The 26,878-nt window shown below is 41.7% G+C and carries 26 protein-coding genes; 2 read left to right on the top strand and 24 right to left on the bottom strand.

Annotation, left to right across the window (positions count from 1 at the left end):
* Positions 1-83: 83 nt before the first annotated feature.
* From P3L44_RS02430 to P3L44_RS02410, 5 genes are all read right to left on the bottom strand, one after another.
* Positions 84-539: a DoxX family protein gene (locus P3L44_RS02430; protein ID WP_004260983.1), complete on the bottom strand. Its 456-nt coding sequence runs from the start codon at positions 537-539 to the stop codon at positions 84-86.
* Between the two features lie 173 nt (positions 540-712).
* A complete protein-coding gene (locus tag P3L44_RS02425) occupies positions 713-1,279 on the bottom strand; it encodes a molecular chaperone TorD family protein (RefSeq protein ID WP_140172620.1) in 567 nt (188 codons plus the stop codon).
* Between the two features lie 38 nt (positions 1,280-1,317).
* Positions 1,318-2,217, bottom strand: a complete 900-nt coding sequence (locus P3L44_RS02420; protein ID WP_140172619.1) for a dimethyl sulfoxide reductase anchor subunit family protein — start codon at positions 2,215-2,217, stop codon at positions 1,318-1,320.
* Entirely contained in the window at positions 2,214-2,852 is a 639-nt protein-coding gene (locus tag P3L44_RS02415) for a DMSO/selenate family reductase complex B subunit (RefSeq protein WP_004261008.1), read from the bottom strand. Before P3L44_RS02415 ends, P3L44_RS02420 begins: the two co-directional genes overlap by 4 nt.
* On the bottom strand, positions 2,849-5,266 hold the full coding sequence (locus P3L44_RS02410; protein ID WP_272661976.1) for a DMSO/selenate family reductase complex A subunit: 2,418 nt from the start codon (positions 5,264-5,266) through the stop codon (positions 2,849-2,851). The genes P3L44_RS02415 and P3L44_RS02410 overlap by 4 nt, the downstream gene beginning before the upstream one ends.
* A 192-nt stretch (positions 5,267-5,458) precedes the next feature.
* On the opposite strand from P3L44_RS02410, the gene P3L44_RS02405 reads away from it, so the two are divergent.
* A complete protein-coding gene (locus tag P3L44_RS02405; protein ID WP_136134398.1) occupies positions 5,459-6,232 on the top strand; it encodes an AraC family transcriptional regulator in 774 nt (257 codons plus the stop codon).
* Positions 6,233-6,256: 24 nt separating this feature from the next.
* On the opposite strand, the gene P3L44_RS02400 is transcribed toward P3L44_RS02405, so the two are convergent.
* The 9 genes from P3L44_RS02400 to P3L44_RS02360 all read right to left on the bottom strand — a co-directional run bounded on the left by P3L44_RS02400 (position 6,257) and on the right by P3L44_RS02360 (position 14,027).
* Positions 6,257-7,411, bottom strand: coding sequence for an adhesin (locus P3L44_RS02400; RefSeq protein ID WP_140172617.1), 1,155 nt, complete (start codon positions 7,409-7,411; stop codon positions 6,257-6,259).
* 16 nt (positions 7,412-7,427) lie between these two features.
* Positions 7,428-7,961 carry a fimbrial protein gene (locus P3L44_RS02395; protein WP_004261024.1) on the bottom strand — a complete coding sequence of 178 codons (534 nt, stop codon included), beginning with the start codon at positions 7,959-7,961 and terminating at the stop codon, positions 7,428-7,430.
* A complete protein-coding gene (locus P3L44_RS02390) occupies positions 7,961-8,476 on the bottom strand; it encodes a fimbrial protein (RefSeq protein ID WP_140172616.1) in 516 nt (171 codons plus the stop codon). Before P3L44_RS02390 ends, P3L44_RS02395 begins: the two co-directional genes overlap by 1 nt.
* Positions 8,469-8,864 carry a fimbrial protein gene (locus P3L44_RS02385; protein WP_140172615.1) on the bottom strand — a complete coding sequence of 132 codons (396 nt, stop codon included), beginning with the start codon at positions 8,862-8,864 and terminating at the stop codon, positions 8,469-8,471. Before P3L44_RS02385 ends, P3L44_RS02390 begins: the two co-directional genes overlap by 8 nt.
* 50 nt (positions 8,865-8,914) lie before the next feature.
* The gene (locus P3L44_RS02380) at positions 8,915-9,652 is read right to left on the bottom strand and encodes a molecular chaperone (RefSeq protein WP_226617120.1); all 738 of its coding nucleotides are present in this window, start codon (positions 9,650-9,652) and stop codon (positions 8,915-8,917) included.
* A gap of 14 nt (positions 9,653-9,666) precedes the next feature.
* Complete coding sequence (locus P3L44_RS02375) at positions 9,667-12,219, bottom strand: fimbria/pilus outer membrane usher protein (protein ID WP_140172613.1); 2,553 nt, start codon at positions 12,217-12,219, stop codon at positions 9,667-9,669.
* A gap of 88 nt (positions 12,220-12,307) precedes the next feature.
* Positions 12,308-12,886 carry a fimbrial protein gene (locus P3L44_RS02370; protein ID WP_004261065.1) on the bottom strand — a complete coding sequence of 193 codons (579 nt, stop codon included), beginning with the start codon at positions 12,884-12,886 and terminating at the stop codon, positions 12,308-12,310.
* 62 nt (positions 12,887-12,948) lie between these two features.
* Entirely contained in the window at positions 12,949-13,536 is a 588-nt protein-coding gene (locus P3L44_RS02365; protein ID WP_004261070.1) for a fimbrial protein, read from the bottom strand.
* Positions 13,537-13,697: 161 nt separating this feature from the next.
* A complete protein-coding gene (locus tag P3L44_RS02360; RefSeq protein ID WP_227528889.1) occupies positions 13,698-14,027 on the bottom strand; it encodes a helix-turn-helix domain-containing protein in 330 nt (109 codons plus the stop codon).
* Positions 14,028-14,648: 621 nt separating this feature from the next.
* On the opposite strand from P3L44_RS02360, the gene P3L44_RS02355 reads away from it, so the two are divergent.
* Positions 14,649-15,269, top strand: coding sequence for a flavin reductase family protein (locus P3L44_RS02355; RefSeq protein ID WP_272661977.1), 621 nt, complete (start codon positions 14,649-14,651; stop codon positions 15,267-15,269).
* 56 nt (positions 15,270-15,325) lie between these two features.
* Here P3L44_RS02355 and P3L44_RS02350 read toward each other — a convergent pair whose 3' ends face one another.
* From P3L44_RS02350 to P3L44_RS02305, 10 genes are all read right to left on the bottom strand, one after another.
* Positions 15,326-15,838: an AAA family ATPase gene (locus P3L44_RS02350; protein WP_272661978.1), complete on the bottom strand. Its 513-nt coding sequence runs from the start codon at positions 15,836-15,838 to the stop codon at positions 15,326-15,328.
* Positions 15,839-16,089: 251 nt separating this feature from the next.
* Positions 16,090-17,736: a Na+/H+ antiporter gene (locus P3L44_RS02345; protein WP_094961437.1), complete on the bottom strand. Its 1,647-nt coding sequence runs from the start codon at positions 17,734-17,736 to the stop codon at positions 16,090-16,092.
* A gap of 267 nt (positions 17,737-18,003) precedes the next feature.
* Complete coding sequence (locus tag P3L44_RS02340) at positions 18,004-18,552, bottom strand: MarR family winged helix-turn-helix transcriptional regulator (RefSeq protein WP_272661979.1); 549 nt, start codon at positions 18,550-18,552, stop codon at positions 18,004-18,006.
* 79 nt (positions 18,553-18,631) lie between these two features.
* Complete coding sequence (locus P3L44_RS02335) at positions 18,632-19,387, bottom strand: Asp/Glu racemase (RefSeq protein WP_272661980.1); 756 nt, start codon at positions 19,385-19,387, stop codon at positions 18,632-18,634.
* Positions 19,384-20,415 carry a carbon-nitrogen hydrolase family protein gene (locus P3L44_RS02330; protein ID WP_272661981.1) on the bottom strand — a complete coding sequence of 344 codons (1,032 nt, stop codon included), beginning with the start codon at positions 20,413-20,415 and terminating at the stop codon, positions 19,384-19,386. The genes P3L44_RS02335 and P3L44_RS02330 overlap by 4 nt, the downstream gene beginning before the upstream one ends.
* Positions 20,416-20,424: 9 nt before the next feature.
* Positions 20,425-21,336 (bottom strand): fumarylacetoacetate hydrolase family protein, encoded by a 912-nt coding sequence (locus P3L44_RS02325; RefSeq protein ID WP_140172606.1) that lies wholly within the window; start codon positions 21,334-21,336, stop codon positions 20,425-20,427.
* A gap of 100 nt (positions 21,337-21,436) precedes the next feature.
* Positions 21,437-22,564 carry a cupin domain-containing protein gene (locus P3L44_RS02320; RefSeq protein ID WP_004261095.1) on the bottom strand — a complete coding sequence of 376 codons (1,128 nt, stop codon included), beginning with the start codon at positions 22,562-22,564 and terminating at the stop codon, positions 21,437-21,439.
* 29 nt (positions 22,565-22,593) lie between these two features.
* Entirely contained in the window at positions 22,594-24,891 is a 2,298-nt protein-coding gene (locus P3L44_RS02315) for a bifunctional salicylyl-CoA 5-hydroxylase/oxidoreductase (RefSeq protein ID WP_272661982.1), read from the bottom strand.
* Positions 24,892-24,907: 16 nt separating this feature from the next.
* Positions 24,908-25,330, bottom strand: coding sequence for an acyl-CoA thioesterase (locus tag P3L44_RS02310; protein WP_094961443.1), 423 nt, complete (start codon positions 25,328-25,330; stop codon positions 24,908-24,910).
* 10 nt (positions 25,331-25,340) lie between these two features.
* On the bottom strand, positions 25,341-26,870 hold the full coding sequence (locus tag P3L44_RS02305; protein ID WP_140172604.1) for an indolepyruvate oxidoreductase subunit beta family protein: 1,530 nt from the start codon (positions 26,868-26,870) through the stop codon (positions 25,341-25,343).
* Between the last annotated feature and the right edge of the window lie 8 nt (positions 26,871-26,878).

Genomic DNA, 26,878 nt, shown 5'->3' with positions numbered 1-26,878 from the left:
TTTTTAGACAAAAAAATAGACCATCAGAACATTTTTGATGGTCTTTTTTCAAAGGCAATGTCAAACACGAAAGAAAAACGGATTTATCGCCAGTTCGGGTTTTTGATAATGGAATATTTACCCGCACCTAAAAATGCCAATGCGATACCACTCAAGAAGAAATACACAATACTTTCAATCGCCCATGCACCTGTTTTATCAAGCACGAATGTTTTATCTAGCCCAATCATCAGCCATGCAATCACCATAGTGAAGGCAACTAATAATGCAGATGGGCGAGTTAAAATCCCTAAAATAATGAAAATAGGCGCAACAACTTCACCTAAAATTGTTCCATAAGCGATAAATTCAGGTAAGCCATAAGAAGCTAGCAGCGCTTTAATACCACTCGCCCCTGTCATTAATTTACTCATACCATGAAATAACATGAGCCCACCGACGGAAAGACGCAATAACAACCTGCCAGCATCTTCATGGGACAACAAACGATTTAATAAATTGACCACTTTATACCCCCTATGGATATCCAAAAACATCATTAAGTAGTATGACTTAAAAATGCATTATGGCTTAGAAAGGTAAAGTAAGAATCATTTTAATTTGCATTTCTTATAACTAAATCAATTTTCATTTAATTAAATTTTGTTAACTTTTCATCCATTCAAATATTACGTTTAATTAACTATTAAACAGTCAAATATACTGAATAATATTATATACATGACCTTACAGTAACCAGTGACAATTCCGTTAATGCGTTATAAAACGGGCTACATGTTGTTCGATTTAATTGCTGAGAAAACTGGGGTAACCAACTCCCCAAATGGTCATTTAGCAATTCTTTTAATGCTGCCTCCCTGACTTGTGAAGCCAAAACTGCCGCTTGAAATAACATTAAACCAACATGGTCAGAAGGCTCTGGATAACGCGTCTGAATTTTTAAACGCTCTCGTTGTAAAAACTCGCTCAGCGCCAGTGTCGAAGAGCCCTGTAATACGCCTTCAGGGTCGAGGTATACCGAGCCCCATGGCGGAGCAGGTAATGCTTCAGGCCCAATAAATAAATTTGTCCACTGAGTATGCAGCGTCGCTATTTCGATGCTTAGCGATGCCGAGATGCGTTCGCTAAGCTGAGTACTGATTTTACAAGGCCACTGAGATGCAAAGTCATTTAGCTTGAAGAAACTTATCGCATAATGGCTTGCATCATCATTTGGAGAAAATAAATAGCAAGTGCCTAAGATATTAAACGCTGCTGCATAGTGTGAAAAATGGATCATAAAAAAGGTAATTTCCTAAGCGATAAACTGTTATTTATTTACAGATGAATAGTATAGAAACAGTAACGCAGCATAAATTCAGCAATTATAGCAGCCGCAAAACCCACCACTAAATACCCTTTGCTGCTCGAAGTCATAACCCCACTCGCGGTTTGTCGCATATGACGAAATAATCCATATCCCAATAAAATCACCGCCAGTATTCCAACTACCCAGCTAGTGATACGCAGCGACCAAATCCTTTGGTAGGCATGAATAGAGTCGATAGGAAATGTAATCGATTCATTATGATAACTCGTGCTAACTAAGTAATTTTCATAGATCGGCTGATAAACTAAACGGATTAATAAGCTAGTGCCAATAACCGCCCATAGCACCCATAACCCACACGTTGAGACTTGAGCCGCTGACGATCCTGCATGAAAACGCAATAACAAATTGATTAATAAATAATACCCAGCAGCTCCCGCAGTTAACATCGTGCCGTAGAACATCAAATAAGTATTATCATTCATCCACGTTAACATTGATGTATAACGATAAATTGAAGCCATGGCATACACATCACATAACCCAGCAATGATAGCCAAACCAAGCAGCAGAAATGACAATTCCTTTTTGAACCATAGCCACAAAAAAGTCAGCCCAAGAAAAGCAAAATAGGTCGCAGTGAAAACCACTTCACGGCTTAGCCACGATGAAAAGATATTCAACAAAGAATTAGGTGCATTCAAAGGAACCCCTAAGTGGGTGATTGAAGACAATAAACCTACCCCCGCAAATACACAGGCAACAAACACGTATTGCTGCAAAAATTGTGTATTCGTTTTATGAGGTAAAGCCGCTGATAATTTTTTTGCGAAAAGCGCTAACATCACACTCAACCCGATGGATGTTTGCATTAAAAATGTGAATAACAATAATGGCCATTCATTCATTTGGCTTCTCCTTGTGAGTTTTGAGTGCGACCAGCCCCAAGATGTGGGTGGATCACTAAATTGGGATGGGTAATCGATGAGTCTGGCAACCCACGGACATCCGCCAGCTCGCCATAACGTTGTCTGAGTTCATCTATTGGGCCAAACTGAATGGCCCCTAATGGGCATGTGGCGACGCAGACGGGTTGCTCCCCTTTTAGTTGCAGGTCGATGCAAAAATCACATTTCGACATTTGTTTGGTTTCAGGGTTCATTTGCGGTGCGCCATATGGGCAAGACCAAGCGCAAGTTCCACAACCTACGCATTTGTCTGTATTGACCATCACGATGCCATCCCCTTCACGCTTGTGCATCGCCGTTGTCGGGCAGTTTTTCACACACATTGGGTCGGCGCAGTGGTTACATGAGATGGATAACGTATAAGCAAAGACGTTATTCACCAGTCCTCCCGTACCATTTTCAATAAACTCACCGCCAGCGACTTCGTATACGCGACGATATTTGCGCCCGACATCGAGATTATTTTTATCTTTGCACGCCACTTGGCAGGCTTTACAACCTGAGCAACGTGCAGAATCAATATAAAAACCAAGCTGTTTGCTGCTTACAGCGGGATAAACGTGAAATTTACTCATGCTTTGCTTACCTCCACCAATAAGGTTTGATGGGCATTTCCATGTGCCATTGCTGTGCTACGGGCTGATGTTAAAACGTTAGCGCAACCACCTTGGTCAACGCCATTTTCATCAGGTTGCCACCATGCTCCTGCTTGTAAAGCCACCACACCGGGCATAATCCGCTGGGTGATTTTGACGGGCACCATGGTGATACCGCGGTCGTTATTCACTTTGACGCGCTCTCCATCCGTGATATTTCGCCGTTTGGCATCAATTGGGTTGATCCACAACTCTTGGCGCTGCACTTCTTGTAGCCACGGGTTAGCAAATTGCGTTGAATTGGCACGATTACGACCTTTCCAAGTGATTAATTGCAATGGATAGCGGGAAGCTAGTTCATCTTCTGGTCCTTCAATGGCAGGCACATAATGGGATAACGCAGGGATATCCACATCATTGCGTTCATAAAGACGCTGAGAGAAAATCTCAATTTTTCCAGATGGTGTTTCAAACGGGTTATTCTCGATATCGTTAATATTTTTTTCGAAGGCGACATGGCCCACATGCGGTTTGTGTTTTAACAAATGGCGGCGCTTAACCAGTAGCTCATCAAAAGTTGGAATGCCATCTTCTGGGCGTTTCTGATGGGCATCATTGACTAAATGCTCGATCCACTGTTTTTCTGTACGACCTTCACTGAATTTCTCGCCAACGCCGAGTTTTTCAGCGACCTCTCGCAACCACTCATAGTCACTACGCCGCTCAAATTCAGGTTCAACGACTTTTTCCGATAAAATAATGTAGTTGCCCGTTCCCCATGTTCCCCCCACATTCCAGCGTTCTAAGAAGCTGGTTTCAGGCAATAAAATATCGGCATACTTGGCGCTGGGTGTCATGTATAAGTCACTGTAAACGATAAACTCAACTTTACTTTCATCTTCCAGAACTTTAGCAGCATGCAAAATATCGGGGTTCTGGTTAGTCATATAGTTACCCGCCAACGAAAAAATCATTTTGATTTCCGTATCGAGTTTTTCCGCATTTTTTAAACCATTATTTGGCGTCACAAGGTCTTTATTTTCACAAGCTTGCACCCAATTGGTGATATTGATTTTCGCTTTAACTGGGTTTTCAAATAGGCTCGGGCCCGCTAACGTTTTACGTAAATCAGGGGTTACTGCCATGCCATAGCCCGCAGCCCAGCCCCCTTTTACGCCTACATTTCCGGTAATTGTGGCTAATAGCGTGGCGCCTCTGGCGGAGCGTTCACCACAGATGTGACGTTGAGGCCCCCAACCTTGTATTAAGGCCGCCGGTTTTGTATTAGCATATTCGCGAGCCAGTTGACGAATGGTTTCAGCGGGAACTTTGGTGATAGGTTCTGCCCATTCTGGGGTTTTCACCACACCGTCTTTTTTCCCCATTAAATAAGCCACTAATGACTCATTTTCAGGGATGCCTTCGGGCATCTGGTGCTCATCAAAACCAATAGTGAATTTGTCGATAAAGGATTGATCATGCAGCCCTTCGCTGATGATCACATACATCATGGCATCCATCATCGCATTATCTGTTGTCGGCAAAATGGGGATCCACTGATCCGCTAATGAGGACGCGGTATCCGAGTAACGTGGGTCGACAACAATAAATTTGGTGCCATTTTTTTTCATTTTTTGGAAATAATGATTCGTGTGACCAAAAATGGTTTCGTTCGGGTTATGTCCCCACAAGATCACCAATGGCGTATTTTCTAATGTGTCTAGCGTGCTACCACTTGCTGACGTGCCATAGGTATAAGGCGTAACCGCCATGGTATTGCCATTGCTCACTGAGTGGTAATTTTCTAAAAAACCACCCGTGATATTAAACAACCGACGCAACATATTGGCACCGGAGAAAATTCCCCCTGTTACCCCAGTACTGAGGCTAACAAAGCGCGATGCAGGGCCATATTGGGCGTTGACTCGCTGCATGTTGTCTGCAATCAAGGTTGTCGCCTCTTCCCAGCTAATTCGCTCAAAGCGCCCTTCCCCTCGTTTGCCCACTCTTTTCATTGGGTATTTCAGGCGATTTGGGTGATAAACGAACTTCCGGTAACTGCGGCCACGCACGCAAGCACGCATGATTGGCATCTCTTCGTCTAAATCGGCATCTGGACGGGTACTAATTCGTGTCACCACACCTTCTTTAACGTGTGCTCGAATATCACATTTGCCACCACAGTCAAAACTACTGCAGGTGGAGACCACTCGCTCGCCTTCATTTTGCAGCGTTGTGGTTGAAATGATATTCGGGTTTTCTGCTGTCGATGCAACAGTATTTGTCGAAATAAATGGGACAGCCATGAGCGCAGAGCTGCCTTGAATAAACCGACGACGGGTTAGGGGTTCAATCAGACTCTCACTACCCGCCTGATCGTAATAATTTTCCATGATAACTCTACCTCTGGCATACATTAGGTTGCCGCGATAAGGTAAACATTTCCCTGTTTATCAACTTTCGAAAACCTGCCAAACACATTGGAATTTCAGCCAACCACGGAAAACATGTGGTTATATCAATAAAAATTGCCTATATTCAGAAAATAGATGATAACTTTTGAATCTCAGCCAAGAAAAATTCCTATGCGAAATATTCCTCTGAAAACTGTCGATGCAACTCCGCGTGATGTTTTAGCGATCGGCACTGATTACCTACCAAATGTGCTGCTTGATTCTCACGTTCACCGCCGTGCCCAGTTTCTATATGGTGCGACAGGCTTGATTGAAGTGAGTACCGCGGATGGCGAGTGGGTCATACCGCCTGATAGTGGTGTTTGGATCCCCTGTAATACGCCCCATGAAACGCGCATGTTGAATGTCAGTACGCGTAGCTTATACATTGAGCCCAAAGCCGCTCCACGTAGGGGAAACAAATGTGAAGTACTCAGGGTTTCCCCCTTACTTCGTCAGCTATTGCTTGAAGCAGTTGATACCCCAATTGAATATGATTTAAATGGCCGTGATGGTGTGATGTACCAATTGATTTTGCATGAAATTGCGCAGGCAGAGCCCCTACCTTTCTATGCCCCAATCCCACGGGATGAACATTTAGCCCAATTGTGCCGGGAATTCCTAAAAGCGCCACAAATCACCTCATTACCACAGGAGTGGGCGGCAAAACTACATAAAAGTGAGCGCTCATTTAGCCGTTTTTTTGGTGCTCAAACGGGGTTATCTTTCTCTGACTGGCGGCAGCAAGCTTGCTTATTAAGTGCGATTACCCATATTTCTGCAGGTAAATCCATTACTGAGGTCGCATTTGATTTAGGCTACAGCAGCGTTGGGTCTTTTTCGACCATGTTTAAAAAATGGTTAGGGCAAAGTCCATCCAGTTTTATTCAGAGAATTAGTGGATAACACCTAACCATTCAAAAATTCAATTTAGTCAAATGTGGCAATTAACCATGCAGACCCTTGATAACTTCCTGCGTCTGCATTATTTCCTTGAATACGACTACGAATATAAATAGTGCGATTTGAATGAATTCCCACACGAATATCTGTACCTGTCGCGCCGGTTTGTTCATCCACAATGTCTAACTTACTGTAAATCGTTCTATTTGAAGCATCTTTCATTGGCAAGCGCTTTTGTGGGTCGCCATCTGTCACATAGTCTAACCGTAACCTTACCTTCGTTAAGGCAGCAAATTTGCACGTGTATCTGATACTTTCCGTCACCAAGCTATCGTAATGAATACTACTTAATTGACCGTGTCGCAAATTGACGGTACTAGCCTGCCCAGAGCTCGTTTGCGTGGAGCACATTGCTTTCACATTTAACTGAGAAGCGGCAAGACGCATTGGCACGGTTGAGTCAGATAAAGGCCAGCTATCAAAGGGTGGCACTGCTTTAGGCTCAGTAAAAGCGCGAACATAGCCCGCTAAATCCATTGCAGGAATAACCAGTTTTCCATCAATAATTTGCTCATTAATAAAAAATGTAATAGTAACTGGAAATTGACTGGTAAACTCTTGGGCAGCCCTAACAAGCCCCACATAAGCATATGAGCACATTCCTGCATCAATATTTATCCAATTCATTATCGGAGTTTCCACCGTCATCACTAAATTGTTATTGATCCGGTAGGCTGTTTTTCCATCAATCGTGACTCCCGCAGAAGCTACATACATAAACAAACGATGAAATGCCTGTGATGAATGAATTCTTGTATTGCTGCTCCCCCATCGTCTCCCAACACAATCAACCAAGCCAGACACACTCACTTGAGTACTATTACCATCAATAACAATAGGGTTTCCTACACGATAATAATTTTTGCCATCAGAACCAACTCGTGCAACGGGTTCAATAACACTATTACTATCGATCCGAATTGAATAACCTGAATTGGAATTTTGTATTCGAGATGCATAATCTGCATGAGCATTCATTCCATACAAACTAAGAATGGCCACCAGAAAATACATTGATAAGCTAGATGGTTGTTTAAAAAACTCTCCCTTAAAAAATAAGGGAAATGGTATTTTCACCATAGAGCTAGAAACCGCCTGAAACAGGATTTGAAAATTAGACATAACCGATATTACCGCCTTAATAGTAAGTGACCGAAATCATGGCAATAGCACTAAATTTTCCAGCACGGAGTTGGCTCGCTGGTAGGGTATTGACGAGCTCAGCTTGTAAAATAATTCGCTGTAAAGTGGCATCTATTTGTTCTGGAAATATTTGTTGAATTTGATTAACTTCAAGTGGATGAGCCACACCACCAGTTATATTATTGATATTAATGCCAAGGCCATCAGTACTAGTGGATAAAATACTTTTTCCTTGATAAACCATAGTGTTACTATTTTTGGGGTTAATCATAATACCGAGTGATTTATTCCAATTACAGCCAGTTAAATACAATGGAAATGTATGGGATTGGGAAATATCATCAGAGTTATGCGGTATATTAATCACCCCAAAATTGATTTTTAACGGTGTACTGTTATCTTCGCTACGCAGGTGGCAGGCTGGGTCGACTAACGTCGCGCTCACATCGATTAAAACATCCGACTTAGACATAAATGGGAGGAATAAAAAACACAAAACAAATTTAGATAACCAATTGATTGTATTCATTACTCATACTCCAATGAAAAAGTCGCTGAGCTTGAGAAAACCCCTTTTTTTGCTTCATTCAACGGATTTTTACGCACAAATACACCAAATTCCAATTGCTGACTTCCACCTGTAACCGTAACAGGTGTTACCTCAATCGATTTATCCCAAGTAACAAACTCGCCTTGCTTATCAACTACACCAAGCAGTACACCACTACTTCCATCCGTTCCAAGGTAATTCCCTCCCTCTACAGTGACTTGTTTTGGGCTTTTCCAGGTAATCTTAATCATCTTATTAAGGTCGGCTTGGCTGCATTTTTCAATCGTGATAAAAAATGGTGTGATATCACTAGGAATATTGTCATTAATCGACTTCAAACGTATATTTTCAATTTTTACCCGCTTATTGATGGAATCAGCCGCTAACTGACAGGTTTTATTGACTAAAATACCACTAAATTCCACATCTAGGCTTTCCTTACTCCAACCAAAGATAGGAAGTACAAGACTTAAAAGTAAAATTGCCTTACTCATAAACCACCTCCAACCGTAATAAATTCGATTTATGCATTGAAACAGGTGGGTGAATAAAATTATTACCGTTTAATAAATTCATTTTCTCTATGGCCGTAACATTTCCATTCTGCACATCATAGAAGCGTATTTGTGCGGGCGTTGTTTGCGTTTTATCCGCAGAAAATGCACCACCTGTACCACATTGAGTCAACATCACCGCTGAGGTTGATATTTTTAAGTGGCAAGGCGAATTGAATAATCGAGCGCTCACTTCTAACCATCCACTATTTAAATCTTCATAATGTGATTCATTCACCGCAGTATGATTTAAAAGTCCGTTCGCTGAAGCCATCACTCCTATCATGCCACTGATGAAAAATAGACCAATAAGCATATGCTTTATCAATGCATTACTCCTTCTATTATTGATGCTAGGCGTATATCCCCCTCAGCTAACTAATGTTCATCCACCACTGTGCAAACGTCTTGTTGGCAATGAAAAGCCAAAGTCGGTTTTCCGCCATAATCATTGATATAGGTTAAATGAGGTCTTGTTAGTGGCTGGGAAATAAACTCTTGAGTCGATTTAGGCGGCACCATCACCACTTCAAATTGGCTTTGTTCCGACTGTTTTTGGTTATTACCCAAGCCAATAACCGTCAAATTGAAAGGCGTTGAATTATTGAGCTGATACCCTTTATTCGTTTTCATTAATGTGACCTTATGTGCCCAGTTTGTTTCTGACTTGGCTAAAATGGACGGAGGTCGATAAAAAAGCTTCACTCGCGATTGCAAAGCAATTTGTAAGGTATTCGCATCATGAGATTTAGGCGGGACTTCTCGCAAATTAAAATAAAATACGGATTCCCTATCTTGCGGTAACTGACTAAATAAAGGCGTCAGACTCAAGCGAACTAAGCTTTGGCTATTCGGCTCTACGCGTTGTAGTGGCGGCGTAGCCAATAACGCTCCTTTTGTTAGCTTCTTACCTTGTTGGTCTTCAATCCAGCTTTGTGCGAGATACGCCTCTTCTGGGTTATCATTAGTTATCTTGATATTAATCGATTTCACATCCCCAGGAAAAATAATCCGAGTTCGATCCAGGGTCACTGCTGCGTAGGTATTAAATGATAATATAGGTATGACAAGCAGTACTCTCACAATCCATTGATAACAAATATCTAACTTCCACATAATTAGCCTCACAATCATTTACTTGATGATGAATAAACTGAACGGACCGCTTTGGCTGAAGAGCATGGCAGCAACAACAAATCCGTAAGCTCATTTAATTTTTCAGGTAGAGATAACTCGCACTGTGGCTGGTTATTCCAATACAACGACAACTTTTCTTGAGGTGATACCCCCACTAGCCACGTCACACCGCCTTCACCCACTAGCCCTACTTCTTGGTTATTTTTATTACGTACACTGGCGCCAAAAGGTGGGTGCTTTCCATCTGACAAAGCAAAAACAACAAATAATTTATGCCCCTTCATCACCGATAAGCTGCGATAGCCTATGGCACCTTTGGTTAACGTAATATCTGTCGAGGGATCGAGGCTTTCGATATCATCGGGTAACTGGCTGGTATTAATTGAAGCTGTTGATTTTCGATAACTATTCACATTGGGAATAACAGCCAACCCAAATGCATTGGTTTTAATCACCCCATTATCGAGAGGAATACCGCTCACGTCGGGGGTTTCAACCATAAGTCGTGTATCACCGTGCGCTGATCGGTGCAATGCCGCCCCTTTCGAGGTTAATGTAAGCCCGCCATTGATTGACCCGCCAATGCTGTGGTATTGATCAGGCACATAGCTCGCATTTATAGATGTACTTGCTTGAGAGATATCTCGTGAATAAAAGCCACTCAAACTCACTTGATTATCAATATGTTGGCCGTGGTTATAACCAACATTGATATTGTAATTATCTTGTTCCCCATAACCACTATAGCCAACCTGATGATTAAATTGATTATTACCCGCTGACCGTGAGTAGAGTTCAGAAAATGTGATGCTATGACCGCGGAATAGTGGTACTGTGAGATAGAGATTAATTGCATCTTCTTCATTGCCATTGTCCCGTTCAGTACGAGTTGCTGATAATGATAAATTTGCGGCATTCTGGGACAGAAGAGGAAAATTTAAAGGCGCATTAATGTATAAACCGTATTGCGTTTGTGAGTCGTGCTGCCAATAAGTACTATATTGATAATTAAGAGAAATATTAAAATCATCAAAATATTTATTTAAATATAATTGATAATTTTCTTTTGCTGCCTGAGTACCATAACCTATTCTCTCTTCATCCATAAATTGCGTTAGTGTTCGGTATTCTTTGTCGGCAAAACGGTAGCCTGCAAAGGTAATATCTGTGCGTAGCTCATCGAAAGATTTTGCGTAATTAACGCGATAAGAGCGGCCTTGGCGTCTTTTATCTGAAAAATCGGCAAAAGATTGTGTGATATCAAAAGAAACCGCGCCTATTGAAAAAAGATCCCGTCCGATCCCTAATGCTGCACTTTGGTAATAACCATTAAGTTGAGTTCCTCCATATAATGACCATGCATTTGAAACACCATATGATAATTCACCACTTACAACAGGCTCACCTGTCAAATGCCGATTGTCATAACGCGTCTTTCCCATTGCGACTTTATAAATAACGCGTCCGGGACGTGTTAAATAAGGTAACGAGGCTGTACTAAGACTAAACTTGCTCTCCTCCCCATTTTCTTCACGTACAGTCACATCTAATACACCACGGATCCCACTATCAAGTGTTTGAATACGAAATGGTCCAGGAGGCACTGCCGTTTCAGAAATAATGCGTTCTTGGCTGCGAACAATTACAATCGCATTAGTATTTGCAACACCAATAATTTCAGGTGCATACCCCACTAATTTAGGCGGTAGCATGCGGTCATCACTTTCTAAAGAAAAACCAGTATATTGCCAAGATTCAAAGATATCCGAATAAAAATAATTTTCTCCCAACGTAAAGATTGAGGCACTATCTTTCAATGAAGTAAATGCATAAAGACGAGTAAAATCAAAGTTATGTTTTTCTTGAGGATAATCCCCCCGTTGCTTCTGATAAGATGTACTGTAATCACCACGTAGGCGCCAAGCCCCCCAATTTACCCCTGTGATTCCATTACTTGATAAATAGATTTGCCGATTACTATTCGTTTCCTTGGTTGCAGAAATATTCGCATTGTAATCAATAAATGCGCCACCTATTCCTTCTTCCCATAAATTAGCAGGAACCCAGTAAGGGTCGCGATATTCCATCCATATTTGCGGAATAGTCATTTTCAGCGATAAGGTGCTGAGCTCTATGGCTGTTTGAACGCCTGATAGCGCAGAAAAATCGAGGCATTTTCCACTATGAGAAAGTGTCACTTTCTCCATCGCAGAACGCTTTAACCCAATTAACTCAAGGATATCAGGAGGAATACAAATAGTTTGTGTCGCTTGGGTTGATTCACCTGCAATTGGCTTATTTTCATAAACGGAGATATTACGGGGTGCCCCTAAACGTTGCCCATTAACAAAAAGAGTAAAAACATAATCCCCCGGTAGCGTATACCCTGCTACCGAAAACTGGCTCATATCAATATTTTGCATATCATCTGCATCTAAAACATCTGTATTAAATTCAGTTGCAAATGCTTTCCATCCTATAAAACTCGGTAACAGAAAAGCAATGAGCCAAGCTAGCTTCAATTTTTCGTTAGTTTTGAACACCATGCTCTATACCATCCTAGCTATACCAGATTAAATGCAATAAGAGTTCATCTTCAAAATGAAGCTCATAAAAACATATTCTTCGTGCGTGTTATTGGTAATCGATGAAAAAGCGGATCAGCCCGTAATAACGGCCCGCTTGAATCGGCTGTCCGGTTAATTCCAAACGTAAGAAATAGCGAAGGAAAAGGCTGTATCCTGATTTATCTTGATACAACACATTGTCAGATAATGAATAAACCTTATTAGGCTGTAATCGTATTTTTGAATTGTCTAATACCGATACGCCTAGCCCTTCGGAAGCACCTTGTAGCGTAAAAGCATCAATATATTGCGCGCTTTGGCCGACAAAGCGTATTTTCCATGTTTTTAGGTCAATGGTTGAATAAGCACTACCACAATCTTGTAGCTCGATAATAAAAGGCTGATCATGCATTTCTCTTTGCAAGCTATTTGACAAAAAAGCGAGAGCCAAAGAAGAAAAATCAATAGTTTGATAGCGATTTTTCAACGTTATTGAACACGGCGCATCGATAACACTGCCTTTAAGTAATGTTCTTGCATTGACGTTGTAGGGCTTAATAATTTTGGGGTCTGCATATGAGTGAATACTAAAAATAAGCATTATCGACAAGACTATTATATTCATAACCCTTTGATAACTAACCATGCCCCCCCCTCTAGCGAATCAATATTTAACCACCAGTCAATTCTGGCGGTTAAACCATTTAGTTATTGATAGGTAATACGAAAGTTTGTTACTGCGCTGAACTTACCTTCCGATACACTTTTCGTTGTATCAACAGCTTTTGCTAACGCTTTGAAAGATAATACGTTATCTCCTTTTTTATTGATGATACGTGAAAGCACATCTTTAGCTTTTCCAAACTCAAATCCATCAATACCAATTCCTACATTGTTGGTATTACCCGCAGAAGTAGAAAGTAAAGTATTTGCTGCATCCGCATAGCTTTGTCCTGTAAACACTAATTCCATTGATTTAACAGCAATAGGTTTTCCAGCTGTATCAATATCAAAGTCAGTGAAATCACACCCAGTAAATTCAATATTAAATTTCACCTCAGCCACACGACCATTTTCCAATGCTCGACGAGATAACTGTCCAAAATCAATAACTTGCTTTAGTGAGGATTGCGCTATATTACAAGGAGTACTAACAACGACACCTTCGAAATCAACTGTACCTGTGTTGTCGGCAGCAGAATTTGTTGAAAAAATACCAGCTATTAATGCAGTAAAAATAAATAACCGAGATGATTTTGATAAATAGGGTGCAATATTTAATTTGGTAAATTGCATATATTTTTCCTTTCAATTAAAAAATTAAACTACAATAAATACGCCATTAAATATTCAATAGCGTAAATCTAATTTCGATATTTAATTCAATTAAAGAGGACATAAAACTAAGCATCGCCATGTGAGTGATTTTTTACTCCAACCACATACCCAATTGAAAATTATCTTTTTTTTGATTCTCCATAATAGTAGAAAAGTGATCTTTCGATGAGATTAAAAAATTCATTTTGTATTCTTATATCTGCAATTTCATTCGAATGATTCACTAGGACTTTGAAAAAAAATTCTAACCAATTTCTTTCTAATACGCCCAAAAGAGTATTTAATACTTCAACATTAATACCGGTTTCCCCTCTCTCATAACGAGAAACCTGTTGTTGACTTATTTTTAGTATTTTAGCTAGTTGGTACCCTGTTAATGATTTATCAATTCTGGCTTGTCTTAAAAATAACCCAACATCCCGACGTAATAACGCATTTATTTTTATCATATTAATTCCAATGAATAAAACTTCCATTTGAAATTTTAAATGACTCGTTACGAACTTAAGAATCAGTTTGTTTTTACATCTAATAAAAATAGAGAATAATTTAATTTAAATATAGGTTTATTAATTAATTCTGTAAATACGTTTGTATCGATCGAACTTATATAATTTGATAGCTATTTCCTATTAAATTATATAACCCATGTAATATAACTTAGATGAACACACAATAAATATTAAAAATCAAAAGGTTAAAAACAAATAAATCAAGATAATAGCAAGGCGAATTAATTAAATATAAAAATATTAACATGCAGAAAATAACGAAATTAAAAGAATAAATTAAAGCTTATAATTAAAATAAATCAATCCACTGGATTTACGCAAAAATAGAGTTAAGCAATAAAGTCAATACTAAAACTCATAAATAAAATAAAGATAATCATCAATTACTATTTAATTTAATATTATTATATTAAGTTATATCCTCAAACGTTAATATAAGAAAAATTAAAAATAAAATATCCACTTACTGCATTCTTTATGCATTAATAGCATTTATTATTTAAATACCTAACACCTTGTTCAAATATCCGTTAAAGTAATGTTAAAAAGGACTCCAAAATGATAGCAAAGTTTTATAGTTACCAACCACAACAGGGTCACGGGCTACCCCATGACCCTATCCCATCACTCATTGGTCCTAGACCTATTGGTTGGATATCAACCTGTGATAGTAAAGGTAGAACCAATCTAGCTCCTTATAGTTTTTTCAATATTTTCAATTATTCACCACCTATATTGGCCTTTTCGAGTGTTGGTAAAAAAGATTCAGTAACTAATGCCATCGAAACAGGGGAGTTTGTTTATAACCTTGCCACGCTTTCACTCGGTGAACACGTAAATATGAGTAGTGCCACACTCGCACATGGTGAAAGCGAATTTGCATTAACGGGGCTATCCCCCCTCCCTTCAACACTCGTTTCACCGCCTCGTATCGCTCAAACACCCGTTTCAATGGAATGTGTTGTCACACAATATCAGCAACTTAAACGGGCGGATGGGCAACTATTGGATACTTGGATGGTGATGGGAGAAGTCGTCATGGTGCATATTGATGAATCAGCCTTGAATAATGGCTTATATGATTGTGCTGGCCAGAAACCACTATTGCGTGCTGGTGGGCCTGCTGATTACTATTGGATTGAACAGCAGCAAAACCTCAAAATGTATCGACCTAAGTGACCATAAATCTGAGTAATAAGTCTCCTCCATAAGTTTATTACTCAGATATGTTACCTTTATGGATAAAATTTACAGATTAACCGTTCACTACTTGTTGGATAAGAAAAATGTGCCGTAATTAAATCAAACTGCGTTTCAGATGTTTGAAATGGGTTTTCCCCTGCTAAATTACGAGCAGTAAGCCTTGCCTTACACTCATCATTACTTACCTGCAATACATGAAATACATAAGATACATCAGATGATTGCGCCAAAGACATTAACCATTGACGCTGTATTGGTGTGTTGGCAGGAAAATCCATCACGATATTATTCCCAGCCTGTATTAATTGCCTAATATGGTCTTCCAATACCTGTTTTACTAAAGCACTTTTTTCGACATAGTGAGCCAATTCATTAATTTCATTAGGATAAAGGGCGGCAAGCCATTCATCTTCACAGAGCAAAATAGTACGAGGGGGGTTAGCCAGTTGTTTCGCTAATGTCGATTTCCCAGAAGCGATTTTCCCACAAAGAAAATACAAACGAGGTTGTTTTTTTAATAATGGAGATGCTTCTGTTAAATTCATAAATAGTTCCTTACTGAAGAATTAACCAGATAAGGACAAAAAACCCGCCTTATCTGGCGGGTTTAGGATGTAGCTTATCCCCACCACTATGTGATGGTAATAATAATGCTTAAGCTTGCTACAACCTGTGACATATAAATTTCCTAAATTGAATTGTAACCAACCTATCAGAACTCAATACAAGCCGTCAAATTCAGTTGAATTACAATAACAAAAGACCTGAATAAATTCAGGTCTTTTGTTTTCGCTAATTAATGTTTACCATTTTTATGGTGATTCAGTGTCTCTTCTTTTAAATCAAGTTCATCACGTAAACGGTGATACACCCTTTCATTGATATTTTTACTTTTACGCATTTGATATAACGCGTCGCGTTTCGCTTTTAACGCCGACTTAGACATTTCGCGTTCCATATTAATCATCTTATGTAAATCATAGACATCTGACTCAGTTTCATCCGAATTATCGAGTCGTCTGCCATAAATTTCTAATAGTTGCGCCCCAACTTCAGTACGCATAGCAATTTCATCCACATCATCCGATGGGTGGTTCATTAATTCACGTAAATGTGCCATCGCGGCTTCATTTAAAGCTAAACGCGCTCGAATTTCGTCATTATCATAAGGTAAATCTTGTACTAACCCTTTCGTTAAAATAGGCAGTGCGATACTGGCAATTAATAGTGAGCATAAAATCACCCCCATCGCTAAGAAAATAGCCACGTCACGATTCGGGAATAATGAACCATCTGGCATCAATAAAGGTAACGTTAAAATACCCGCTAACGTAATCGCTCCGCGCACACCCGCTGTCGCCATTACTGCCATCATACGAATATGCATAACATCTGCTTCTTTACCGCGACGGCGTTTATGGAAGACGGTTAAAGTCATCGAGATCCACACCCAGCTAAACCGTAAAACTGCCAATGCCACAGTAATAATTGCCACATAAACAAACAGCATCCAAGGATGGCTCGCACCCGCGGCCTCTGCTACAGCAGGCATATTTGTCCACATACCCGGCAACTGTTCGCCTAACAAGATGAAAATCATCCCATTCAACGCAGTTTGTACCGTATCCCACACCGCTTTACTTTGCATACGTGTAGCCGCTTGCATGCGACCTGCAATTTTTTCATAGTGCATCGCAATACCGGCAACTACTGCCGCTAAAATACCGGAAACATGCAAATGTTCAGCTAATAAATAAGCCGTAAATGGCATCAGTAAGCTGATCATAATTTGAATTGCAGGTTCTTCCCCAGTACGCTTAACGAGCAGTTGGTTTAACCAGCCAATTGCCCAAGCCACCAGCAAACCAATTAAAATTCCGCCAAATGCCACTAATACAAATTGCCCAGCCGCTGAAGCAAGGGAAAATGTACCTGTTAACGCAGCGACCACTGCAAAACTAAAGCACACCAGACCCGTTGCATCATTCAACAATGACTCCCCTTCCAAAATATGCGCCATTCGAGATGGCAATGGGGAATTGACGGTCATGGCAGACACGGAAACGGGATCCGTTGGCGATAAAATGGCTGCTAACGCAAAGGCAACAGCTAAAGAAATGGCTGGGATTAACCAATGTATAAAGAAGCCCATACCAATCACTGTTACAACCACTAAACCTATGGCTAGCGACATGATCGGTTTAATTTCTTGAAATAAGGCTTCTTTAGGAATACGCCATCCATCAAGGAATAATAAAGGAGGAATAAATAAAAATAGAAATAGATGAGGTTCAAATTCAACTGTAAAACCGTATAAAGACAAGCCAGCCCCTAGTGCTATCTGGATCAGGGGTAATGGAATAATATCTTTGAGCAGTCGTGAAACAAAAACGCTCACAACAACGGCTAATAAAAAAACGAGTACAAGTGTCACTACTGACATTGATTGCTCCATGTTTAGCTAATCATTAATTATCAGTTATGAAGTAAATAGATAAAATGAATCAATGTAAAGTGGCAATTAATCAATCGATACAAAAATAATAAAATTAAGAAATAGCCTATCTATCATCAGGTTGCAAAAATTACTACTGACTTAAATGTCCCATAAGAAACTTATTTATCTATTTGATAAATAAATATTTAAACGCAATATCAATAATAAGTTATGTATTGCCATCAAAAATAGAACTAAACCATCATTAATCGACTATTTTGTTGTTTCTTTAGATAAATTTAGGCTACCTGATTTTTTTCTTTTTAGCTTTTTTTTATTATTTTTATCGGAAGTGCTTTTATCTGCAGTATTGGTGTTTTCTATACTATGCCGCTCAATTAATTCTTGTAGCACTTTCTTAAGAATCTTACTTTTACGTAGCCCCAAGGGAGCTAAAACAACTTCTTCGTGTTGCTGAGCTGCAATAAGTAAACCATCAACTAGTGACATTCCACTTGATGTCACACTGACAAGTGTTATGCGCTTATCACTACCATTATGGTTACTGTGGCGAACCACGTGCCCTTGCTGTTCTAGCCGTTGTAGTACGCGAGTAATTGTCGGTTGTTTACTGACTGTTTTTTGTGAGAGCTCTGTAATCCCCATTGAGCCATTACCTGCTAGTGTGGATAACACTCTCCACTCTAATATTGACAAACCTTTTTCTTCAACAATGGCATGAAACTCAGATGAAACCAACATCCAAGCCTGCCCCAATAGGGCAGGCAAATAATTATCAACAAAAACCTTTGAGTTTGCCATTCGCTCCCCTTGATAACATCTTGAATTATTGCATTTGATTACAACCCCTCAAGAGTAGCAGAAGTCGGCGATAATTCAGCTAAAACTTTCCACTTAGCAATGAACCAACCCCATCAACATGAGTTTCTAAACCCAACTTTTTTAACATCATATAGGTCGTCGCCACCGAAGAAGACAGTACAGGTAAACCAACTCGGTCTTCAATTAATTGTATTGAGGGTAGCGAAGGCATTTGCACACATGCAGAAGCCACAATTGCATCTACTTGGGTATTGAGTTTTTTCGTAATTTCCACTGGTGCTAATGGGTTTTGCCGGCCCACATCTAAATTATCTGGAATTTCCAATGAAATACTATCTACCACTTCAATGCCTTCACTTTCGATATAATCAATCACTAACTGCGTCAACGGCTTCATATAAGGCGTTAAAATAGACACTTTTTTAGCGCCCATTACATGTAAGCCGTCAACTAATGCCCCAGCGCTAGTCACTACAGGTGCTGGATGGCCGTTATCTACCGTACGTTGAAACAAACGTTTTTCTGAAATGCGATGATAACCTTTCCCCATGCTCATAATCGCAACTAAACAGGCATATCCCAGCACATCAACCGCAGCATCTGACAATTCAATAGCGCAGCGGTCACTATCGGAGTCCATTTTTGCCAGCTCCTCTTTGGTAACTTTTTGCATACGCATACGGCTTGAATGAAAGGTAAAGCGCTCCGCAAACAGAGCTTCTCTTGCCCGTAATATAGCCGGAATTTCTGTTTCCATTGTGGTATTTGATGACGGGACAATCTGCCCAATACGATATGTACGTGCTAAACTCATATCTCTCTCTCCCCAAATGACTCACCTGATTCTGGAAATACGTTTAAAGCTTCATCTTCTTGCCCATTACCGTGAAAACGTGCTGCCGCTAATGGCCGGCGGTTCACCTGCAAATCAAAGATATCAAAACGGTTATAATGCCCTGTAATATCATGCATTTGTCGTGGTTGAATACAGCGATTTAAATCAATTTCACCGTAAACAATTCCTTCTTTGTCAACCAATGGTTCGCCTATAACTCGTCCATCAGGCCCGATAATTCCTGAGAAAGCGCTATTTGGCCGAGCCAGTATCTCACGTGCTTCTGGGTGAGTTGCAGACATTGCATCCATAATCTCTTCTGACACTGTCGAACAGGAAACAATCGTAAAAACTTTGCCTTCGAAACAGTGGGCAGATGCGCGTAAACGAATCGCTTCGGCCATGTCATAGTCTTTTGGTGCAACGGGTAAGGCGATATAGCTCGCAATATGGACTAACTCGCCTTGCGCCAATAGAGCAAAACGCGCCAATGTATTGGTGTTTTCCCCACAGGCCAATGCCCCAAGAGGCCCAATACTGGTTTGATGAACTTTTAGTGAAGAGGCATCTCCATTTGCCCACGTCAGTTTTTCTGCCCATGTTGGGACTAATTTACGATGGCGTCCCAGAATTCTTCCTTCATCAGAAATCGTCACTAATGTATTATATAACGTAGCGATTCCATTAGGGTTCCGCTCATTCACACCAATTACAACATTGATGTGGTGGCGTGCGGCAGCTTGAGCAATTTTTTGTATTTCAGGCCCTGGGACTTCAATGGCAGATTTGCACAGTTTTTCAAACCATGTACTGCCATCTATCGGGTTCATCACCCAACTCCAATAAGGGTAACCAGAAATAAAAACCTCTGGAAATGCAACCAATTTCGCTCCGTTATCCGCCGCCTCTTCAATTAAACGACAAACTTTATCTACCGTAGCATTGGTATCGAGAAACACCGGAGCGGCTTGTACCGCAGCGGCTTTAAACGTCTGCAAATTAAGCATACTTCCCCCTTAAACGGCGACAACTGGATGGCGCAATTCACCAATATTCTCAACATATGCTTCAATCACATCCCCCGGCCAGACCCATTCTTGAGGTGTTCTTCCCGCCCCTACCCCTTCAGGAGTGCCTGTTGCAATAATGTCACCTGGTTCTAATGTGATCCCTTGGCTAATATCTTCAATCAATGTATTCACATTAAATAGCATGTGGCGTGTATTTGAGGATTGTTTGGTTACACCATTCACCTTCAAGCTTAAATCTAAGGTATGGGGATCTGGAATCTCATCAGCAGTGACAATGCATGGCCCAAATGGTGCATAGGTATCTTGCCCTTTAGAATAAATCCATTGCCCAGCACGGCGGCAATCACGCGCACTCATATCAATCATCAAGCTGTAGCCAAACACATAATTAAGAGCATCTTTTGCCGCGACACTTTTCGCACGAGTGCCAATAATCACCGCCAACTCCACTTCCCAGTCTAATTGTTGGGTAATTTTGGCGTTATGTTCAATGGCATCTCCCGGCCCAATCACTGTGGTTGGGGGCTTAGAAAAGATAACGGGTTGTTTTGGAAGATCTTTTGAGGTGTCTAATGTACGGCTGGATTCCGCCACGTGTTCAACATAGTTTAAGCCAATACCAAAAATATTTTTACGTGGGCGAGGTATCGGCGCCAAAATTTTCACATTTTGTACAGGCCACGCAGTCCCTGCTGGGAATTGCCCTTGATATGTATTCAGAAGTTCTGTACCAACACGCACACCTTGTGGGCCTAAATCGATAAAGTCCAACATATTATCAGGCAAGTACAGCCCTTGCTCTTGTGCCAGAAGGGCTAAATCCACTACTTGTTGATTAACAACTGCTCCTAAACGGGCTGCCGCGGTCACATCAGAACGATAAGTTATTAAGCGCATTTTCTTTCTCCTTGAATGAGGTGATTGCCTCACTCACTTCTTCACGTAAATTGGAATAATAAAATTATTTATATTAATCAATAAGAAATATAATACTCACCTAGGTAACGACTTTCTGGTGACCGTCATTTTCTACTAGAGCCTCTTCATAATAGAGCCCCAAAGAGTGCATTACGGGTAAATCATTAAAGCAAAACAAACAAGCATCTTCGGTTTGTGAGGTATTCACATGTTCATGGAACATCCACGATGGCACACAGAAAATATCACGCTCTTGCCAATCAAAGCGTTGCCCATTGATCACGGAGTACCCTTGCCCTTTCGCTACTTGATAAATAAAACTTCCCGTATGGCGATGAGCTTTACCAACAAAGCCCGGACGCAGTAATTGCATACTCGCTCCAATGGTTGGCATCACAGGTCCTCCTGTGAGCGGGTTAGTGTAGTGCATCAAAACATCATCAAATACTGAGCCATCCGCTGCCTTCGCTGCACGGCACAACGCCTCGTAGGTTGGCCCCCATTGGTATTTAAATAATGGTGAATAAGGTTTATCCCAGCCGATATCGTGAGGACGTAATGCGGTTCCTCCCCACATACCAACGGGGTAATCGATAGGTCGTGTTTGTGCTTGATGTAAGTCAGGATGCACTTTGTAAAATCCAGCTTCCATGGCATTGACTAACGGGATATCCAATCCATCTTGCCAGATACAAGGTAAACCATCTTCCGCAACGCCGTGTTCATGCCATGTCCCATTCGGCGTCAGTACAAAGTCGTTGGCTTCTAGCATCATTTTTTGCCCTTCGACAATGGTATATGCCCCACGCCCTTCCATAATAAAACGCAATGCTGAGGATGAGTGGGCATGAGCCGAAGCGGCTTCTCCCGGATGCATGACTTGTAAACCTGAGTATAGCCAACCTACTGCAGCAGCCACTTCTTGGCGGCCGGGATTATTCAGATAGATCACGCGACGCCCCGCTTTTTCTGGGGTCACCAGTTCAACTGAGCGCAACACATGTTCGCGTAAATCACGGTAGCGCCACAACACAGGAACTGAGCTTGATTTGGGTTGCCACGGTTCAATCTTGTTTGCGACCGTCCATAATGCACCTGTCTTCAACGCATCTAGTTCTTGGTAATACGCCACTAGCTCAGGGGTATCTGCCACATCGGCACGCCCTGCCACATTTTCTCGGTATTGGTCATGGGAGTGTGTACTCATGCTATTTTCCTCTTTGTTTGCCAAAGCCTTTAACGCGACTTCAAGGATTGAACGAGTTGCTGACGCCCATATTCATACGGTGCCGGCCAACGAGTTTCCCACCCATAACGCGCACATTCATGTAAGACCCATGCAGGGTCAGAAAGTAATGGCCGAGATAAAGCACATAAATCCGCCCGCCCAGCGGCAATAATGCTGTTGACTTGGTCAGCATCAGTAATAGCACCTACGGCAATAACCGGTATTCCAGCTTCATTACGAATACGGTCTGCCATTGGTGTTTGGTACATCCGACCATAGACCGGTTGCTGTTGCGGTGACACTTCACCTGAAGAGCAGTCAATCATATCTGCGCCCGCTTGCTTCATTGCACGGCCAATTTCCACCGCGTCATCAACCGTAGTCCCGCCATCCACCCAATCCGTCGATGAAATACGTACACTCAAAGGTTTTGACCACACCTGACGCACAGCACTAATGATGGCTAACGGAAAACGTAAGCGATTTTCTAACGTTCCACCGTAGTTATCTGTACGCTGATTAGTTAATGGAGAAATAAAGCTCGACAGTAGATAACCGTGCCCGGCTTGCAGTTCAAGCCAGTCAAAACCAGCCGTTTCTGCTCGTTTTGCTGCAGCAACAAATTGGTCAATCACCGTAGTCATTTGTGCCTCGGATAGCTCTACCGGAGTTTGTGAGATATTCGGTAAATAAGGCAACGCTGAAGCAGAAACTAACGGCCAGTTATCTGCATCCATTGGGTGATTTTCTTTCTCCCACCCTCGCTGAGTTGAACCACGACGCCCTGCATGGCCTAATTGAATGCCAATTTTGGCATCCGTTTTTTGATGAATAAAATCAGTCACACGTTGCCAAGCAGTAACTTGCTCGTCATTCCAAATACCGACACAGCCTTTTGTCACACGGGCATCGGGAGCTATCGCCGTCATTTCAGTCATCACTAGACCCACACCGCCTAATGCGCGGCTTCCCAGGTGTACCAAATGAAAATCATCGGGTATACCCTGATTAGCGCAATACAACAATGTTGGTGACGCGACCACGCGGTTATTAAGAGTGATACCTCGTACATGATAAGGTGTCAGCATAGGGGGCACTTTTGCCTTTGAAGTCACACCTGTTTGTTCCGCAAACCACTGCTCATAGTTTTCCAACCATACAGCATCACGCACTCGCAAATTTTCATGAGATATACGCTGTGAACGCGTTAAGAGAGAGTAGGCAAATTGCTCTGGAGCTAAATTTTCATAACGACAGACATTTTCAAACCATTCTGTCGAATTGCGTGCCGCATTCTGAATTTTCAGAACTTCGACACTGCGAACCTTCTGGTAATGCTCAAGCCCTTTACGTAAATCACCCCCTGAAGTTTTCAAGCTTTCACACAGCTCGATAGCATCTTCTAGTGCTAATTTAGTTCCAGAGCCAATAGAGAAATGGGCGGTATGAGCGGCATCTCCCATCAATACTACGGGAACGTCTTTACCTTGTGTGGGCTGCGTCCAATGCACCCAATTTCCACAAATGACCCGAGGGAAGCGGATCCAAATTGCGGCACCACGTAAATGCGCTGCGTTAGCAATCAGTTTTTCACCATCAAGCCATGGCGCAAATAGTTTTTCACAATAAGCGATGCCATCCTCTTGAGACATTTGGTCAATACCGGCTTTAAGCCAAGTTTCTTCCGTCGTCTCCACAATAAAGGTCGATAACCCTTCTTGAAATTGGTAGGCATGAACTTGAAACCATCCATGCTCATTTTTGGCGAATAAGAAGGTAAAGGCGTCAAAAATCTTCTTTGTACCTAGCCAAACAAAACGGCAACGACGTGGGTCAATATCTGGTTTAAATACGTTTTCATAACGCGTACGCACCGTACTATTAATGCCATCAGAAGCGATAAGCAAATCAGCTTGGTACTCACGAGCAATCGCTTGGTCATCCGTTACTTGGGTTTCGAATACCAGCTCCACCCCCAATTCCACACAACGGTCTTGTAATATATTGAGTAATTTTTTACGCCCAATGCCGATAAACCCATGACCACCGCTGCGGTTACATACACCTTTAAAGTGCACATCGATATCATCCCAGTGACTAAATTCTGCAGAAATCGTTTTGGCAGAAACTGGGTCCGCTTGGCGCAAATTACTGAGCGTGGCATCAGAAAATACCACTCCCCAGCCAAAAGTGTCATAAGGACGATTACGTTCCACCACCACTACACGGTTCTTTGGGTTCTGTAGTTTCATCAGCAACCCGAAATAAAGCCCTGCGGGACCACCGCCAATACACACAATATTCATGGAGCTTCTCCTTTACTTACACTGGTTGCTGAGCGGTTAATGCCTGATACAAGGCGTCTGGAATGGGGATGGCTTGATGCGTTTCTAATGACGTCGTGACATAAGTTTGCGTCACTTGCATGCGCAGTACTCCATCAACACCGACACAGCGTTGATGTAACGTCAGAGACTTGCGACCAATACGCTGTACATGTAGCTCTAACATCACGTTATCCCCCATTTTGCTAATGGCCTTGAACTCCGCTTCTAGGTGTACTGTCGGCAAGCCAAAGCGTTGTTCCATGATGTAACCCGCAAAGCCTTGAGGGACTAATTCATCAACCCAACGTTCAAGTAAATTGTTAAACATCACGAAATACTGGGGGTAAAACACAATCCCTGCAGGGTCACACTCCGAAAAATGAATTTTATGTGGCTTAGTAAATATCAGTAAACTCATGATGTTATCCTTAATTCATCGCTAAACGTTGACGGCATTTTTCCAATTCTTTCCCATGTTCATCAGCCAATGCGGCTTCACGTAGTTCACGTAAATTAATGGGGGCGAGTTTGTTCCCTTGCTGCGCAACGATGTCCATTAAGATTTTAAAATTACGCAACCCTCTCGCATGAGTGTCGCTATACCCCTTAACCACGCGTTGACATTCGGTAATTTCGGTTGCAAGTGCAGGGTTAGCTTTCGCTGCTTTAATTACAGCAGCTAACCACTTTTCAATGCGCTGCGTTTCTAGTTGATAACGTAACGTCGAACGTCGGCCTTTTCGCCATGCGGCTAATAGATACAACTGTAAAAAACCTAATAAAGAACTGGTAGTGATCGTGCGCCCCTTTTCGGTCATTTTGCGAAGCGCTTTGTGTAACCAATGTGGACGCATTAACCAACGACCTAAATTTTTGGGAAGCGTTTCGCAAATTTCTTCAATTCTTGGATGCATAAATTCATTGATCTCCAATAATTGATTATCTTTTGCCTGTACTTCATTGCGAACGCGAGAAAAGCGGCTATCACGAATTTTAAGGTCAGCCACTCGGATGGTGTCTTCATAGGACATCCAAAGGGCTAAGTGGCGCGCAAGCGCACGTTGCAAACGCTCATCTTGCCCGCCATCTTGCGCAAAGAGGTTATTGAGGCGATCCAAATATAAAGTGGCATAGGCAGGGTCTTGGTAGTCTATAAGTCGGCGAGTCCCTTCAGTCACGAGATACTGCACATGAGGAGAGAATTCATGTTGGATACGAGCTAATAGTTGCGATACCTGCTTATTTTTTGGTGAATATACGGTGTTCTTTGTGGACTCCGGCCGATATGCATCTTCGGGTTTAGTCGCTTTTTCTGCCCCTAATGTAAAAGCTCGCAAACTTGGTTTTACGCCAACGCCCCCACGTACAATCGTTTCTTCAAATTGTGCGCGGCTAAATGGTAAAACACCGGAACCAAACAGCGCACCAAATAAAACAGCACTAATCACACTGCCACTTTCTTGTGCTGCTTGTGCCATATCAAAGTGAATAAACTGACGCGCAGATGCCGCAGTGTGGCGAATTAATGCTTGGCTATCGACTCGCCCATCACCCATGGCTGATTTTTCCGCGATAGAGTAAACACGGTGTGTTGAACTGATCAATGTTGTGCGCTCTGGGGTAACAAAGCCGCGCTGTACTGCTCTGCCTGCTTCCATTAATTCAGAGGCCAAAACAACATCAACATCACCGGGCATCGGCATAAGCGCTAATACAGGAGAAGGCGTTTGTGGGTTATCAGCACCTGGGAATAATTCCACATAATAAATTGTTGCCCCCGTGCGCTGTGCCACGCCAGGCACTGAAGTCGTTTGAGCAAAATAACCGTTTTCTTCACTTAGGTTGACAACCCAGTCGGCAAGTACTCCACCGCCTTCGCCGCCCATGGCTAAAATGGCAATTTTAATCGGCTGTAATGCGACTTTTGTTGATGGTAATGCAGTTGATAAAGAATTCATGCATCCCC

Source organism: Providencia sp. PROV175 (assembly GCF_032707045.1).
GTDB lineage: Bacteria > Pseudomonadota > Gammaproteobacteria > Enterobacterales > Enterobacteriaceae > Providencia > Providencia hangzhouensis.
This window is presented reverse-complemented; position numbering and strand designations above follow the sequence as displayed.

Bases quoted from the DNA above. Each gene is read 5' to 3' on its own strand.
- P3L44_RS02430 (WP_004260983.1), bottom strand. From the start codon at position 539: ATGATGTTTTTGGATATCCATAGGGGGTATAAAGTGGTCAATTTATTA.
- P3L44_RS02425 (WP_140172620.1), bottom strand. From the start codon at position 1,279: ATGATCCATTTTTCACACTATGCAGCAGCGTTTAATATCTTAGGCACT.
- P3L44_RS02420 (WP_140172619.1), bottom strand. From the start codon at position 2,217: ATGAATGAATGGCCATTATTGTTATTCACATTTTTAATGCAAACATCC.
- P3L44_RS02415 (WP_004261008.1), bottom strand. From the start codon at position 2,852: ATGAGTAAATTTCACGTTTATCCCGCTGTAAGCAGCAAACAGCTTGGT.
- P3L44_RS02410 (WP_272661976.1), bottom strand. From the start codon at position 5,266: ATGGAAAATTATTACGATCAGGCGGGTAGTGAGAGTCTGATTGAACCC.
- P3L44_RS02405 (WP_136134398.1), top strand. From the start codon at position 5,459: ATGCGAAATATTCCTCTGAAAACTGTCGATGCAACTCCGCGTGATGTT.
- P3L44_RS02400 (WP_140172617.1), bottom strand. From the start codon at position 7,411: ATGTCTAATTTTCAAATCCTGTTTCAGGCGGTTTCTAGCTCTATGGTG.
- P3L44_RS02395 (WP_004261024.1), bottom strand. From the start codon at position 7,961: ATGAATACAATCAATTGGTTATCTAAATTTGTTTTGTGTTTTTTATTC.
- P3L44_RS02390 (WP_140172616.1), bottom strand. From the start codon at position 8,476: ATGAGTAAGGCAATTTTACTTTTAAGTCTTGTACTTCCTATCTTTGGT.
- P3L44_RS02380 (WP_226617120.1), bottom strand. From the start codon at position 9,652: ATGTGGAAGTTAGATATTTGTTATCAATGGATTGTGAGAGTACTGCTT.
- P3L44_RS02375 (WP_140172613.1), bottom strand. From the start codon at position 12,219: ATGGTGTTCAAAACTAACGAAAAATTGAAGCTAGCTTGGCTCATTGCT.
- P3L44_RS02370 (WP_004261065.1), bottom strand. From the start codon at position 12,886: ATGGTTAGTTATCAAAGGGTTATGAATATAATAGTCTTGTCGATAATG.
- P3L44_RS02365 (WP_004261070.1), bottom strand. From the start codon at position 13,536: ATGCAATTTACCAAATTAAATATTGCACCCTATTTATCAAAATCATCT.
- P3L44_RS02360 (WP_227528889.1), bottom strand. From the start codon at position 14,027: ATGATAAAAATAAATGCGTTATTACGTCGGGATGTTGGGTTATTTTTA.
- P3L44_RS02355 (WP_272661977.1), top strand. From the start codon at position 14,649: ATGATAGCAAAGTTTTATAGTTACCAACCACAACAGGGTCACGGGCTA.
- P3L44_RS02350 (WP_272661978.1), bottom strand. From the start codon at position 15,838: ATGAATTTAACAGAAGCATCTCCATTATTAAAAAAACAACCTCGTTTG.
- P3L44_RS02345 (WP_094961437.1), bottom strand. From the start codon at position 17,736: ATGTCAGTAGTGACACTTGTACTCGTTTTTTTATTAGCCGTTGTTGTG.
- P3L44_RS02340 (WP_272661979.1), bottom strand. From the start codon at position 18,552: ATGGCAAACTCAAAGGTTTTTGTTGATAATTATTTGCCTGCCCTATTG.
- P3L44_RS02335 (WP_272661980.1), bottom strand. From the start codon at position 19,387: ATGAGTTTAGCACGTACATATCGTATTGGGCAGATTGTCCCGTCATCA.
- P3L44_RS02330 (WP_272661981.1), bottom strand. From the start codon at position 20,415: ATGCTTAATTTGCAGACGTTTAAAGCCGCTGCGGTACAAGCCGCTCCG.
- P3L44_RS02325 (WP_140172606.1), bottom strand. From the start codon at position 21,336: ATGCGCTTAATAACTTATCGTTCTGATGTGACCGCGGCAGCCCGTTTA.
- P3L44_RS02320 (WP_004261095.1), bottom strand. From the start codon at position 22,564: ATGAGTACACACTCCCATGACCAATACCGAGAAAATGTGGCAGGGCGT.
- P3L44_RS02315 (WP_272661982.1), bottom strand. From the start codon at position 24,891: ATGAATATTGTGTGTATTGGCGGTGGTCCCGCAGGGCTTTATTTCGGG.
- P3L44_RS02310 (WP_094961443.1), bottom strand. From the start codon at position 25,330: ATGAGTTTACTGATATTTACTAAGCCACATAAAATTCATTTTTCGGAG.
- P3L44_RS02305 (WP_140172604.1), bottom strand. From the start codon at position 26,870: ATGAATTCTTTATCAACTGCATTACCATCAACAAAAGTCGCATTACAG.